The sequence below is a fragment of the Streptomyces sp. NPDC057271 genome (assembly GCF_042668715.1).
Lineage (GTDB): Bacteria > Actinomycetota > Actinomycetes > Streptomycetales > Streptomycetaceae > Streptomyces.
Window position 1 is genome coordinate 16,113 of record NZ_JBHUYJ010000057.1, and the last position, 14,093, is coordinate 30,205.

A 14,093-nucleotide genomic window follows, 5' to 3' on the forward strand; every position below is an offset into this window, starting at 1 on the left:
CCCGCTTTCTCCGGGGAATCCTCCCGTACCCCCGGGGGGGCGCCCGAAAGGTTTGGGGACCCCTCCTCTGCGGCTCCGTAACCGCCTCCGCCTCACGCGTGCTTCGGTCGGTCAGGTCGACCGAAGCACGCGCAGCCCGAGCGCATACGGTTCGCCCGGCGCGGTCCGACGGCACGCGTTCCGACGCTACGGGGTCCGGCGAGGGGCGTTCCGGTAGCGCGTGGTTCGACGGTGCGTGGTCCGGCGACGGGCGTTTCGGTGTGGAGTGGTCCGGTGTCGCGCGTTTCGGTGTGGCGTGGTTCGACGACACGTGGTCCGAGGGCGCGTGGTCCGGCGTCGCGCCGTCCCGGCGGTGGGTGGTCCGACGGCACGCGTCTGACCGTGGGCGGTCCGGCGTCGCGCCGTTCCGGCACGCGCAGTTCGGTGACGCCGGGCCGGCGCGCCCCGCCGTCGCGGGCGCCGGGCCTGTGCGTCCGGCCGTCGCGGGCGCCGGGCCCCTGCGTCCGACGTCGTCGGTGCCCGAGACGCGGCCGGCCCGGATCGGAGCGGCGTCGCGTTTTCGACAGGGCGCGACTGCGGCTCGTTCCCCGGGCCGTCTCCGACGGAAGATGCCCTGCGACCGCGGACGGGGAGGGTCAGGACGTCTGACGGTGGACGAGTACGGCCTCTATGGCCGGGAGGGGTGCGGTCGACCCGGTCTCGATCAGCTCGTGCAGGGCGTCCGCGACCTGCGCGGGCGTGGCCAGTTCCAGGCGGACCGTCGTGAGCGCGGGCTGCTGGAGCGCGGACAGGACGAGGTCGTCGGAGCCGACGATCGCCACGTCGTCCGGGACGGCGATCCCCTCGGCCTGGAGCGCGTGCAGGAGCAGCGCGGCGTACTCGTCGTTGTAGGCGAAGACGGAGTCGAGTTCCAGGCTCGCCCAGCGCCGGGCGAGCGCGGTCGCCGACTCCCGGGTGTAGGCGAGCTCCAGCGGGGTGACCGTGGCCATGTGCCGGGCGGCCACCGATTCGGCTCCCGCCAGACGGGGTGCGGCGAGCACGCCGAGGCCCCGCTCCTGGGGCATGACGACGCCGATCCGGGTCCGGCCGCGGGCGATGAGGTGCTCGGCGGCGACGGCGCCGATGTGGGCGTGGTCGAAGCCGATGGTGTGGACGCCGGGTACGGGGTGGGAGGCGAAGGCCAGCACCCCGCGTACTCCGGCGCGACGCAGCAACTCGGCGGCCTCCCGCGTGAGTCGGTCGCCGTCGAGGGCGACCACCGCCGCCGGGCGCAGTTCGGCCCAGGCCCGGGCGGCGTCGACGGGGTCGGCGAAACGGCCCGCGTGGAGGACGGCCGTATAGCCGTGCCGGTCGAGCTCGCTGTGCAGGTCGTCGACCCAGTCGCTCACGAGCCGGCCGATCGCGGAGATCGACGCGGGCATCAGGACGAGGTTGCTGCGTCCCGCGCGCAGGGACCGGGCGGCGGCGTGCGGGACGTATCCGAGCCGGTCTGCCGCGTCGAGGACGCGGGCGCGTGTGTTCTCGCTGACGCGGTGACCCGGGGTGTTGTTCAGTACGAAGGAGACGGTGGCGCGCGACACGCCCGCAAGGCGTGCCACGTCGGCGCTCGTGATCGAGGCGGGGACGGGGGTTTCTTCTGCCATGACGTCCCGTGACGCTCCTTGCGGGGGTTCGTGTCTGCGCGGTTGCCTTCCTGGTCTCCAAGGTTACACGAGTTAGATCACGGACGCGGTGGGCCGCGCGACAATCGCGTGGCCCACCGGTCAGGGCAGTGGCCCACCGGTCACGAGAGTGGCCCACCGGTCACGACAGCGGGCCCCGCGTGACGGCTCCGTGCAGGCGACGCGCGTCACCGGCGAGGTCGTCGACGGCGGTCACCGTCGAGTCGAAGCGCATCGTGGTGCGCGTCCCCGTCTCGTACGGGTCCCACGCCGGCATCTCCGCGTGGTCGGGGTCGCCCGTGCGTGCGAAGGCGATCCACGCCCGGTGCATGGTGTGCGCCAGGCCGTCGCGAGCCGCGGGATCGAGCCCGGCCAGGAACGGCGCGTGCGCCCAACGGTCGAAGTTGGCGAAGACGAAGGGGAGTTCCAGACAGTGGGCGGCGCCGAGGAGGCCGTCGTACGCGGGCGTGGGGAGGTCGAACTGGTACGCCCGGACCGGCCGCCCGGCCTCCGCCCTGGCCTCTGCCAGTTCTGCGGCGGGCACGCGGAAGAGTTCGTCCGTGATCAGGTCCATCAGCACGTCGGCGGGCCGCGCTCCGGGGCGGGCCCGCTCGTACGCCGTGTACACCTCCGGCGCGGCGTCCGCCCCGAACGTCTCGGCGATCCGGGCGGTCACCCGCTCCCGGTCGGCGGCGGCGTACCCGGGGTCGAGGGCGAAGTCGAAGTTGGCCTCGTCCCGGGTCCAGCCGATCATCACGTCGATGTCGGTCGCCGCGCCGTGCAGCAGGGCCTCCACCGGATGGCGTGTCAGGGTGACTCCGTCGATGACGGGCAGGAACGGGGTCGGCCAGTAACCCCAGCGTGTCGTGTGGGCGAAGAGACCTGCGGTCGCGCCCATCAGCGCCTGCCAGGGCAGTTCCCGCAGCTCGGCGACCGTCTTGACGCCCGCCAGCTCCAGGAAGGCGGCGGTGCGCTCCGCGTATGCGTCCGGGCCGGGGAGGTCGAGGCCGAAGGGCGGGCTCTGCAGGATCACGCGCCTGATCATCCCCTGTGCCTCGGGGAGTCCGGCGAGAGCGGCGGTGGACAGGGCACCGCCCGACTGCCCTGCGACGGTGATGTTCTCCGGGTCCCCGCCGAAGGAGGCGATATGTGCCGCGATCCAGCGGAGGGCGGCCAGCTGGTCGCTGAGCCAGGGGTTGCCGGCGCCCGAGGGATTGCCCTCCTCGGGTCCGGTGTACAGATAACCCAACGGCCCGATGCGGTAGTTGACGCACACCGTGACGAGGTCGCCGTCCCGGGCGAAGGTATCGCCGGAGTAGTTCGGCAGCGATCCCGAACCCGAGACGAAGCCGCCTCCGTGGATCCACACGAGCACGGGCCGTCGGGCCTCGTCGACCGCCGGGGTCCAGATGTTGAGAGTGAGGCAGTCCTCGTCGAAGGGCGGCGATCCATGACCGCCGAGCACCGGGTCCCCGCCCTCCGTGTAGGGCTGTGGCGCGCTGGGACCGTCGGCGGTCGCGTCCCGGGTGCCGTTCCAGCCCGGGTGCGGCTGGGCGGGGCGCCAGCGCAGGTCGCCGACCGGGGGAGCGGCGTAGGGCACGGCGCGGAACACGGTGATCCCGCCTTCGACCGCGCCGCGCAGGCGCCCTGCGGGGAGTTCGACCAGCGTCCGATCCGGGTCCGGGGTGAGAGCCATGAGCCAGTCCTTCCTGGATCGCGCGCGGAGCACGCGCCGACCCGTTCGAATGTATTGCGGAAACTAGACGACCGTCAATTGTTCTCTATATCGCGTCGGCCGGGGGTCGCCCCGTCACAGCCAGAGGCTGTTGTCGGCCGTTCGCTCGGCCTCCGTTCTCAGCAGGGGCGCGAAGACCCGCCACAGCACCAGGCAGGTTCCGGTTCCGGCCACTGCGCCGACCAGGGTGTCGCTGAGCCACTGGGCGTGGAGCCAGGTGCGGCTCCACATCATGGCGACGACGTAGGCGGCACCGACGAACCACCACCAGCGTCGCGCACGCGGTGGGAACAGCACGATCGCGGCCGCGACCGTCAGTGTCGCGGCGCTGAAGACCTGGCCGGAGGGGAACGATCCGTCGTTGACGAGGACCCAGGGGTGAGGTGGTCGCGGGCGGTCGACCAGGTGCTTGAGGGGTAGCACCACGACGACGCTGGAGACGACGGCGGCCGCGCAGACGAAGAGGGCCGAGCGCCAGCGACCGTATACGCAGAGGCAGGCGCTCACGATGAGCGGGAGGGTCACGCCGATCGGGCCGCCGAGCCGGTCGAGGACGGTGGCGAGATCGGTGGCCGCGTCGGCATATGAGCCGTTCGTGGCGGCCGCCCAGCGATCGTCGAGCTCCTGGACGAACGGGCGGTCGCCGGTCAGGAGCATCAGCCCGAACAGCAGTGATGCGGCGAGCAGCGCGATGCCGACGGCGAGCGCGTGGCGTGGCGGAGCCGACGGGAGGTGATGGACGGGGAGGACGCGCGGGGTGCTGGGGGGAGGGGCGTCGGACGGACGCGACATGGCGGGCCTTTCACGGTCGTTCACCCGGGCGGTGGGGGCACGCGGGAAGGCGGTCGCGGGGGTGCGGGGCGGGGAGGCGTGGTGGTGAACCGAAGGGCATGCGGCGCGCGGTGGTGAACCGAAGGGCATGTGGCGCGCGGCGGCGCCGGCGGTGGTACGGGTCGGCTCGAGTGCCGGCGCCGTGGGGCCGTCGCCGTGGGGCCGTCGCGGTGGGGGCGGCGCGGTGGTGCCGGTGCCGGGCACGGAGTATTGCGGATGCGTGACCGTCGCCACAAGGGCAAGAGGGGTGTGAGGCGCGATCTCCCTGGTCAGGGCGGTCGACATGGTGGTTACACGTGCTCGACGTGCACGTCTCCTCTCGGTCACGATCCGTGCAGCGACCCCGCGCAGGCTCTAGTCGAGTCCGGAAATGGGTGCTACACAGTCTTCAAGCGCTGCGAGTAACACGTGTAACAGCATCGTGTCGGCCGTAGTCGCGGGCGGCGGCTTCCAGCGACACCGCGGTCCCCGCGCGACCGCTCAGGCGGTGTCCCTCACCCCGGACTCACCCGCTTACCCGCCTACCTGGAACCGGTGCGCCGACCGCCCCTACACCGCACCCCGCTCCCGCAGGACAGCCGGTTCCGCACACCTCCACCTCCCCACTCCGTCCTCCCAGGAGTCGTCATGGCCACGAACGAGCTCACCGATCCGATCGATCCGCCCACCCCCGGCGCCGGTGCCGCCGCAGCCACCACCTCGGAACCGGAAGCTCCGCGCCAGCGCGCGCTCATGCCCCTGCTGCTGGTCGCCAACTCCGCCATGATGGCGGTCTACATGGGAGTCGGCTCCGTTCTCCTGCCCACCCAGATCGCCGCGATCGCACCGGACGACAAGGTCGCCGTGCTGGGCCTGATCGGGGGCATCAGCGCCGTCTTCGCGACGGCCTTCAACCCGATCGCGGGCGCACTCTCCGACCGCAGCGGCCGCCGCAACCCCTGGATCCTCGGCGGCGCCGTCGGCGCGCTGATCGCCCTGGCCCTCCTCGGCAGCGTCTCCACCGCGCTGCTCGTCGGCATCGGCTGGTGTCTGGTCCAGGCGACGATGAACACCTACCAGGCGGCGGTCACCGCGATCGTCCCCGACCGCGTCCCAGCCGCCCGCCGCGGTACGGCCTCGGCGCTGGTGGGACTCGGCATGCCGATCGGCGGAACCGCCGGCGTCCTCGTCGCCTCGCAGACCGTCACCCACCTTCGTACCGGATACCTGGTCTTCGGCGCGATCGTCGCCGTCGCCGCCCTGCTGCTCTCCGTCTTCTGCCGTGACGTTCCCCGTGCCGAGCCGGTGCCGAGGGCGCCGAAGGGCTCACAACTGGCCGCCTTCCTCTCCGCGTTGGCGAACCACGACTTCCGCTGGGCCTTCATCGGCCGCGCCCTCATGGTGCTCGGCTACTTCTCCGTCGTCGGCTACCAGCTGTACATCCTGGGAGACCACGTCGCGCTGCCCGCCGGTCTCAATCCGCCCGCGGCGATGGCGATCCTCACCCCGGTGTCGATGGTCGCAGTGGCGCTGTCCACCGTCGTCGGCGGCCTGCTGTCGGACCGCTGGAACCGTCGCAAGGTCTTCGTCGGTGCGTCGGCCGCGCTGGCCGGACTGGTCATGGTGGTGCCGGTCGTCAGCCCGACCTGGACCGGCATGCTCGTGTTCAGCGCCCTCAACGGCCTCGCCTTCGGCTGCTTCATGGCTGTCGACACCGCGCTCGTCACCCTGGTACTGCCCAGGGCGGAGGACGCGGCCCGCGACATGGGCGTCCTCAACATCGCGAACGCCGGGCCGCAGATCATCGCCCCGTTCGTCGCCTCCGCCATCGTCACCGGCCTGGGCGGGTACACCCCGCTCTTCCTGGCGGGCGGCGCCCTCTCGCTGATCGGCGCGCTCGCCATCCTCCCGATCCGCAGCGTGCGCTGACCCGCTCCGGGCCGGCCCGTGTCGGCCGCAGTCCGCGCCGGCCGCGGCCCTGCCCGGCCCTGCGGCGACGCGGCCGGGCCGGTGCGTCCCGGGTCGAGGAGACCCGCGCCGGTGCGTCCTGGGCCGGCGCGTCCCGGCCGCCCCCGCTCCTGCGGGCACCTGCCGAGGGTCACGTGCCCGCCGGTACAGCACCACCACCCTCGCTCCACCAGACCCGCCAGACCCACCAGCTCCATCCGTACCACCAGCTCCACCAGCGCCATCCGCACCACCGCTCGCACCGCCACCCTCGCCTCGCACCACCACCGGTACCTCCCCGTTTCCTCTACCAAGGAGCCCTCTGTGAGACGCAAGCGAGTTCTGCCTCCGGCCATGCTCATGCTGTGCGCGGCGGCCCTGGCCGGCACCGCCCCCGCCGTCGCCTCGCCGCAGACCACCACGGCACCCGCGAGGCCCGCCGCTCCGCTGCGGATCCTGCTCACCAACGACGACGGCTACAACGCGCCCGGCATCCGCAAGGCGTTCGACCGGCTCACCGCGGCCGGACACGACGTCACCATCGTCGCCCCGCTCACCAACCAGAGCGGTACCGGCACGAAGATGTCGAATGCCCCCACCATCACGGTGAAGCACCCCGAACCGAAGGTGTGGGCCGTTGACGGAACCCCGGGCGACTCGGTGGCCTTCGGCCTCTCCGAGGTGTTCGAGGGCCGCGCCCCCGACCTGGTGGTGTCCGGTACCAACTTCGGGCCGAACGTGGCCGGGCTCGCGACCCACTCCGGCACGGTCGGCGGCGCCGTCACCGCGCTGGAGTCGGGCGTGCCCGCCATCGCGCTGAGCACGGGCGGCCTTTCGGTGCCCGACCCGGTCACCACCGTCAACGCGATGGGCCCGACACTCGACTTCGCCGTCAAGCTCATCGACCGGCTGCGCGCGCGGGCGAGGTCCGGACCACTGCTGCCCAAGGGAGTCGGCCTGAACGTCAACCACCCCGTCGTCGGCGCCGACGGCCGCGGCACCGCCGCCGGGGTGTCAACGACCTTCCAGGACGCGCAGACGATCCTCGAACCGGACTTCACCGACTCCGGCGACGGCACCTGGAAGGTCGACGTGAAGGTGGACCTGCGCTCACCGGCGAAGGGAGGCGACCTGGAGGCCGTCAGCAGCAACCGGATCGCCGTCAGTCCGATGAGCGGCAACTGGAACACGGGCCCCGCCGACCACGCCACCACCTCCGCCCTGGTCGCAGGCCTGCGGCCCTGACACCGCTTGCCACCAGCCCATTCAGGAGGACGGATGAAGCGGCCCGGAAAGCGGCCCCCTTCGGCACGATCCCTGCTCGGTACGGCGCTGGCGCTGCTGGCGCTGTTCACATCGGCGGCCCCCACCGCCGCGGCCCCCAGGCCGGACGCGGGGCCGCTCCCCGTGGTCACCGTGGCGCAGGGCAAGCTGCGCGGCCAGAACCACGACGAGGCGCAGGAGTTCCTGGGCGTCCCGTACGCCGCGCCCCCGGTCGGGGAGGAGCGGCTGCGTGCGCCCCGCGAGCCGCGCCGCTGGAGCGGCGTGCGCGAGGCGGACAGTCAGGCTCCGGCCTGTGTGCAGTTCTCGCCGTTCGGCCTGGCGGACCCCTCGGACGTCAGCGAGGACTGCCTCTACCTGGACGTGTACCGGCCCAGGGGAGCCGGGCCGGGGTCCCGGCTGCCGGTGATCCTCTGGATCCACGGGGGCGCGTACAGCCAGGGCACCGGCACCCAGTTCGGCGGCCGGACGATGGCCGACCTCACGAACAGCATCGTGGTCAGCATCAACTACCGTCTGGGGCAGCTGGGTTATCTGGCGCTGCCCCAACTCGTAGGGGAGAGCGCGCAGCGCTCCGGCTCGTTCGGCCTGCTGGACCAGATCGAGGCGCTGCGGTGGACGCGGCAGAACATCGCCGCGTTCGGCGGAAACCCCGGCAACGTGACCGTCTCGGGGCAGTCGGCGGGCAGCGGTTCGGTGTGCGGGCTGCTCGCGGCACCGTCGGCCGCGGGCCTGTTCCACCGCGCCGTGCTGCAGAGCGGCCCGTGCACACTGATCCGTACGCCCGACAGCGCGCGCGCCGCGGCGCAGGCCCGGGAGTTCGCCGAGGCGGTCGGCTGCACCGATCCGGCTCGGCCGGCCGCGTGCCTTCGCGCCGCCCCGGTCGCCTCACTCGTGGAGGCTGCGGGCACCCGGCCGACCTCGGGTCCCGCCTCGGGTGACGGACTGCTTCCGGTGGATCCGGCGGCGGCGATCGGAACCGGGGACTGGAACAGGGTGCCCGTGCTCATCGGGAGCACACGCTCGGAGTCGCGGCTGTTCGTGGCGCTCTCGCAGCCGCGACCGACGGAGGAGGAGTACACGGCGCAGATCCTCGCGGGATACGGGACGGCGGGACCGGAGGTGCTCGCGCGCTACCCGGTCTCGGCGTACGGCTCGCCGTACCTGGCACTGTCGGCGGTCATGACCGACTCCTCCTTCGCCTGTCACACGGCGTGGACGACGCGGCTGTTCGCCTCGCAGGTACCCACCTTCGCCTACGAGTTCGACGACCCCGACTCCCCGACCCTGGCGGGTGCGCAGGTTCCCGGGCTCGACATGTCGAACGCGCACAGCGCCGAGTTGGCGTACCTGCACGACTTCACGGCGGGCGACCGGCCGCTGACCCCGGTCCAGACGGCGCTCGCGACACGGATGAAACGCTACTGGGGTGCCTTCGCCCGCTTCGGCGCGCCGACCGTCCCGGGCCAGACCCCCTGGCTCACGACCAGCACCGGCACCGGCACGGGCACGGGCACGGGCACGGGCACGGGCACCGGCACCGGCACGGGCACCGGAAACGGCACCGGCACCGGAACCGGAAACGGGAAAGGGAAAGGGAAAGGGATCGCGAACGGGCGCGGATCCGGGCCGGTCACGGTGCTGACGCTCAACCCGGAAGCCACGCGGCCGAACTCGTCGTTCGAGTCGGACCACCAGTGCTCCTTCTGGCGGACCCGCCCGAGCGCACCGCCGCTGTAGTCACGACACGCCACGCACGAAACGGTAGGACACGCCGGGCGTCGCGCGCTGGGAACAGCGTGCGACGCCCGGCGTGTCCGGTGCGGCTGCCGCAGCGCAGCGGCACTCCTGCGCGCCGCATGAACGCGCGACCCGCGGGTATCCCCCGACGGGGCGGCCAGGGGGCCTGTTCCCGGCCCGGTCGCCGATGGTCGATCGTCCGGTGGAGACGAGCGACGGGTCGCCGGACTCGGGGTACGCGGCACGTCATGCGGCTCGCGGAGGCGAACGATGAGTTGGCTCGCGGAGGCGAACGATGAGTTTTCCCTTGCCCGACAGCGTCGATGCCCTCAAGAGCATGATCGAACGGGAGATCTCCTCCCTGCGCGCGGGGGTGCGCCGGACCACCGGGAGCCGGCTGCGCGGCCCGGCCGGCAGGGAGCTGGCGTCGCCGGTGCAGTCCCTGGCTCTGTTGCCACCCCACGTCGGCGCGGACGGCGCCCCACGGTGTCTGTGCAGTACGCATGAGCCCGGCGACAGCGGAGTCTGCACCGTGCTCCCGGCGATCCCCGCGTCGGCCGTGCTGCTCGAACCCGTGTGGGACGGGGCGGACAGCGCCCTGGACTTCCGGATCGTGGCAGGAAACCGCGTACGGTCGGCGGACTGGCTGGAGCCCCCGGACCATCTTGTCGGACAGCGGTTCCTGGAGGCGCGCCCCGGCGCGGCCCACTCGGGCCTGCTGACCGCCCTCGCGGACGTGGTGGACACCGGCAGGCCCCTGGACGGGCGGGTGGTCGACTACACGGAGGAGCGCCTCGGCCGGATCCACCGGACTCCGCTGCTCTACTCCGCGGCCCGCTGCGGCGAGCAGGTCCTCGCCACCTGGCGCCCCGTGCAGAGCCAGGCGGAACTGCTGACCATCGACGCGCAGTACCTGGCATCGCTGGGATGGGGCAACTGGGATCTGCCCTAGGGGAAGGTGACCTGGTCGGAGGGGCTCAGCCGGATCTTCCACGCGGAGGTGCGCATGCCGTGGTCGCTGGAACAGCTGTGCGACGCGCTGCTGCCGGACGACCTGACGGCGTTCTCCGAATTCCTCACCTCTGTGCTCGCGGGCGAAGAGCCCGCCTGGACGCGGATCCGCTTCCTCGTGCTCGGCGAGCTCCGCACGCTCGACCTTCCGGGGCGGCCGGTCGCCGGTACCGACGGCAGACCGTGGGCCGTCAATCTCGTGGCGCGCGACCTCACCCCGCAGATCCGCAGCCGGCGGCGACTGGCCGAGACGGAACGGGAGTCGGACTGGCTGCGGCGCCGGACGGAGGCGGAGCGAAGGGTCGCGGACGCGCTGCGCGAGGCGATTCTCCCCACCCTCCCGGAGGCACTGGCGGCGGTCGGGCTGACGGTGGCGGCCTCCTACCGGCCGGCGGAGCCCGACGCGGCGGTGGGCGGTGACTGGTACAAGTGCCGGCTGCTGCCGGACGGCCGGGTGCTCGTCGCGATCGGCGACGCCTCGTGGCACGGCCTGGAAGCCGTGGCACGCATGGCGCAGCAGCGGCACGCCCTGGCGGGCCCGGTGCAGACCGGCTCGTCCGCCGGGGAGATCACGACCTGGCTGAACGAGCTGGTGTGCAGCGATCCCTCCGGGCAGACGGCCACGGTCGTGGCCGGTCACATCGACCACGACAAGACCCTGCGCTGGGCCGACGCCGGCCACCCCGCGCCGTTGCTCCTGCACGACGGCGGCGTCGAGCCGCTCGTGGCCGACCACCGCGGCCCGCTCCTCGGAGCGCTGCCGGGGTACGCGTACGAGACCTCGTCGATCCCGCTGCGTCCTGGCGATGTGCTCGTGCTGTACACCGACGGCATGGTCGAGCGCCGGGACGAGGACGTGAGCGTCGGGATCGACCGTCTGGAGCGTGCCGTGGCGGCCTCGGCCACGCTGGACCCACCCCAGCTCGTCGAGAGGCTGGCGGAGTGCGTGCGTCCACGTCGCACACGAGAGGTGCTGCTGGTCCCCGGACGGCTCAACACCCGGGCTCTTCCTCGACCTGCCCGCGCGGTACCGGGCGCCCTGGGGCAGGCGCCGGCGGTCACCGGGGCCCGGCCCCGCCGGCCGATCCTGCGCATGCAGGGGCGGACGACCCTCCCTACGATGTAGACGACCTTCCTACGACGTAGGCGTAGGGCTCGCTGTTCTGTCCGGCTCGACGGGAGCGAGGGAACATGGCAGCTGAGGACGCCGCGCCCGCCGGGCGCCCCGTGGGCCTGAAGGCCAACGCGATCGGCTTCGTCGACGCGCTCGTCATCGGGCTCAACTCCACCTCACCCGCGTACTCGCTCGCGGCCGTCATCGGCCCGATCGTCGCCCTGGTCGGTATCTACGCCCCAGGCGTGATGTTCGCGTCCTTCGTGCCGATGCTGCTCATCGCATCGGCCTTCTACTACCTGAACAAGGTCGACCAGGACTGTGGTACGACCTTCTCCTGGGTCACGCGCGCCATGGGCCCCTGGGCCGGCTGGCTGGGCGGCTGGGCCATCGCGATGACCGGAGTCCTGGTCGTCGGCTCGCTCGCCGACGTGGCCGTGAGCTTCGCCCTGCTCTCCTTCGGACTCGACAGCTGGGTGGACAACACCTTCGTCCGCCAACTGCTCACCGTGCTGCTGATCCTGGTGATGACGGCCGTGTGCGTCATCGGCACCGAACTGTCGGCCAAGCTGCAGAACGTCCTCATCCTGGCCCAGGTCGTCTGCCTGCTGATCTTCGTGGTCGTGGCGCTGTACAGCGTGTACGCCGGCACGAGCAAGTACCCTTCGATCGATCCCCAGTTCAGCTGGCTGAATCCGTTCGGCGCCGGCGGCGCCGCGCTGAGCGGGGGGCTTCTCCTGGGCGTCTTCATCTACTGGGGCTGGGAATCGGCGGTCAACCTCACCGAAGAGGTCGAGCACTCCGCGACCGCCCCGGGCAAGGCCGGACTCTGGTCGACCGTGATCCTGCTCGTGACGTACGTGTCCGTGGGCTTCGCGGTCGTGGCCTACGCCGGTCCGACCTTCCTGGCAGAGAACGCCGGCGAGGAGGAGTTCATCTTCGCCCAGCTCGCCGGGGATGTCATGGGCGGCTGGGACTGGATCCTGCTTCTCGCCGTCTCCACCTCCGCCATCGCCTCCACCCAGACGACGATCATCCCGGCCTCGCGCACCGCGCTCTCCATGGCCCGCCGACAGGCGCTGCCCGCCCACTTCCGTCACATCAGCCCGCGCTTCCGCACCCCTGACGTCAGTACGTGGTGGGTCGCCGCCATCGCCATCGCCTGGTACCTCGTGGTGAGCCGGATCAGCGAGAACGCGCTCTTCGACTCGCTCACCGCGCTGTCGCTGCTCATCGCCTTCTACTACGCGCTGACAGGGCTGGCCTGCGCGGTCTACTACCGCCGCCATCTCTTCGAGAGCGTCCACAACCTCCTGCTCATCGGCCTGGGGCCCCTGGTCGGTGCCGGGCTGCTGACCTGGCTCCTCGTGAAGTCCGTGATGGACATGGCGGACCCTGCGAACTCCTACAGCGGCACCTCGTGGCTCGGCCTCGGGCCACCGCTCGTCATCGGTATCGGTATCGCCGTCACCGGTGTGGTCATCATGCTCGTATGGCGTCTGCGGTCCCCCGCGTACTGGCGGGAGCGCCCCGGCGTGGCGGACCCCGAACTGGTCCACGCCCACGCCCATGCCCATGGCAAGGAGACCTGAGATGTCGGTCGTCCTGGGCTACGACGAATCCCCCGGCGCCGCCCGCGCCCTGCGCATCGCCATCGAGGTGGCCGCCGCCTTCGAGGAGCGTCTCGTACTCGTCTACGGCGCCGCGGCTCCCGGGCCCACGGGCGAGGAGACCGCGTCCCACCGCGAGGCCGTCCGTCAGGCGGGCCGGACCGGTCTGGAACACGCCGTCACGGAGGCCGACCGCGCGGGCGTCCCGACCACCGTCGAGGTGATCGACGACAAGCCCGCCCCTGCCCTGATCGACGCGGCGAAACGCCACGGCGCACGCGTGATCGTGGTGGGCAGCTGGGGCGAGAGCCCCATGCGAGGCGCACTCCTGGGCTCGACGCCCCACCGACTTCTGCACATGTCGACCGTCCCCGTGCTCTGCGTCCCGCCGGAGAACTGAGGGCCGCGCGGGGGAGTCGGCGGGCACGTGAGGCGTACGCGGCGCCGACCGCGTACGGACACGACCGATGAGTTCCGCCGTGATCCACAGTCAGAGATCATGGCTGGTGACGAACGAGCCCGCCGAGAAGCCGACGAGACAACGAGGAACCCCATCATGCGTACTCTGATCAGCACCGCCTTCATCTCGCTCGACGGCGTCGTCGAGGGCCCGGGCGGCGAGCCCGGCTACCGCAACTCCGGGTGGACCTTCAAGGACATCGACTTCCTGCCCGAGGCGTACGAGATCAAGGGCCGTGAGCAGAAGGAGGCCTCGGCGATGATGCTGGGCCGGACCAGCTACGAGGCCTTCAGCGCGGTCTGGCCCGACATGGAGGAATTCGCCGACTACAAGGCGATGCCGAAGTACGTCGTCTCCACCACGCTCACCGAGGACGACCTGGTCACGAACTGGGGCGAGACCACGATCCTGCGCTCGCTCGACGATGTCGCCGCGCTCAAGGAGACCGAGGGCGGCCCGATCATCATCCACGGCAGCGCGTCCCTCAACCAGGCTCTTTCCGACGCCGGCCTGATCGACCGCTACCACCTGCTCGTCTTCCCGTTCCTGCTCGGCGCGGGCAAGCGTCTCTTCAGCGCCACGGACAAGGACGCCCAGAAGCTGAAGCTCGTCGAGCACGAGGTGTACGCCAACGGCATCCAGAAGAACGTGTTCGACGTCGTCCGCTGACCCGACGAGCGCACGGCCCGGCCCGGACCGGGGCACGGCGATCGGGGGGGGTTTC

The 14,093-nt window shown here is 71.9% G+C and carries 11 protein-coding genes; 8 read left to right on the forward strand and 3 right to left on the reverse strand.

Features of this window, described 5'->3' with window-relative positions:
• Positions 1 to 635: 635 nt before the first annotated feature.
• The 3 genes from ACFUJR_RS24275 to ACFUJR_RS24285 all read right to left on the reverse strand — a co-directional run bounded on the left by ACFUJR_RS24275 (position 636) and on the right by ACFUJR_RS24285 (position 4,188).
• On the reverse strand, positions 636 to 1,643 hold the full coding sequence (locus tag ACFUJR_RS24275) for a LacI family DNA-binding transcriptional regulator (protein ID WP_383173860.1): 1,008 nt from the start codon (positions 1,641 to 1,643) through the stop codon (positions 636 to 638).
• A gap of 160 nt (positions 1,644 to 1,803) precedes the next feature.
• Positions 1,804 to 3,357, reverse strand: a complete 1,554-nt coding sequence (locus ACFUJR_RS24280; protein ID WP_383173864.1) for a carboxylesterase/lipase family protein — start codon at positions 3,355 to 3,357, stop codon at positions 1,804 to 1,806.
• A 114-nt stretch (positions 3,358 to 3,471) separates the two neighbouring features.
• The gene (locus ACFUJR_RS24285) at positions 3,472 to 4,188 is read right to left on the reverse strand and encodes a phosphatase PAP2 family protein (RefSeq protein ID WP_383173867.1); all 717 of its coding nucleotides are present in this window, start codon (positions 4,186 to 4,188) and stop codon (positions 3,472 to 3,474) included.
• Positions 4,189 to 4,854: 666 nt separating this feature from the next.
• Here ACFUJR_RS24285 and ACFUJR_RS24290 point away from each other — a divergent pair.
• From ACFUJR_RS24290 to ACFUJR_RS24325, 8 genes are all read left to right on the forward strand, one after another.
• Positions 4,855 to 6,135: an MFS transporter gene (locus ACFUJR_RS24290; protein ID WP_383173870.1), complete on the forward strand. Its 1,281-nt coding sequence runs from the start codon at positions 4,855 to 4,857 to the stop codon at positions 6,133 to 6,135.
• 342 nt (positions 6,136 to 6,477) lie between these two features.
• The gene (gene surE / locus ACFUJR_RS24295; protein ID WP_383173873.1) at positions 6,478 to 7,398 is read left to right on the forward strand and encodes a 5'/3'-nucleotidase SurE; all 921 of its coding nucleotides are present in this window, start codon (positions 6,478 to 6,480) and stop codon (positions 7,396 to 7,398) included.
• Positions 7,399 to 7,431: 33 nt separating this feature from the next.
• Positions 7,432 to 9,174, forward strand: coding sequence for a carboxylesterase/lipase family protein (locus tag ACFUJR_RS24300; protein ID WP_383173876.1), 1,743 nt, complete (start codon positions 7,432 to 7,434; stop codon positions 9,172 to 9,174).
• 295 nt (positions 9,175 to 9,469) lie between these two features.
• Complete coding sequence (locus tag ACFUJR_RS24305) at positions 9,470 to 10,126, forward strand: hypothetical protein (RefSeq protein WP_383181062.1); 657 nt, start codon at positions 9,470 to 9,472, stop codon at positions 10,124 to 10,126.
• A gap of 6 nt (positions 10,127 to 10,132) precedes the next feature.
• Complete coding sequence (locus ACFUJR_RS24310; protein ID WP_383181059.1) at positions 10,133 to 11,311, forward strand: PP2C family protein-serine/threonine phosphatase; 1,179 nt, start codon at positions 10,133 to 10,135, stop codon at positions 11,309 to 11,311.
• 65 nt (positions 11,312 to 11,376) lie between these two features.
• On the forward strand, positions 11,377 to 12,891 hold the full coding sequence (locus tag ACFUJR_RS24315; protein ID WP_383181056.1) for an APC family permease: 1,515 nt from the start codon (positions 11,377 to 11,379) through the stop codon (positions 12,889 to 12,891).
• A gap of 1 nt (position 12,892) precedes the next feature.
• The gene (locus tag ACFUJR_RS24320) at positions 12,893 to 13,309 is read left to right on the forward strand and encodes a universal stress protein (RefSeq protein ID WP_383181053.1); all 417 of its coding nucleotides are present in this window, start codon (positions 12,893 to 12,895) and stop codon (positions 13,307 to 13,309) included.
• A gap of 156 nt (positions 13,310 to 13,465) precedes the next feature.
• The gene (locus ACFUJR_RS24325) at positions 13,466 to 14,038 is read left to right on the forward strand and encodes a dihydrofolate reductase family protein (RefSeq protein WP_383181050.1); all 573 of its coding nucleotides are present in this window, start codon (positions 13,466 to 13,468) and stop codon (positions 14,036 to 14,038) included.
• Positions 14,039 to 14,093: the final 55 nt, after the last annotated feature.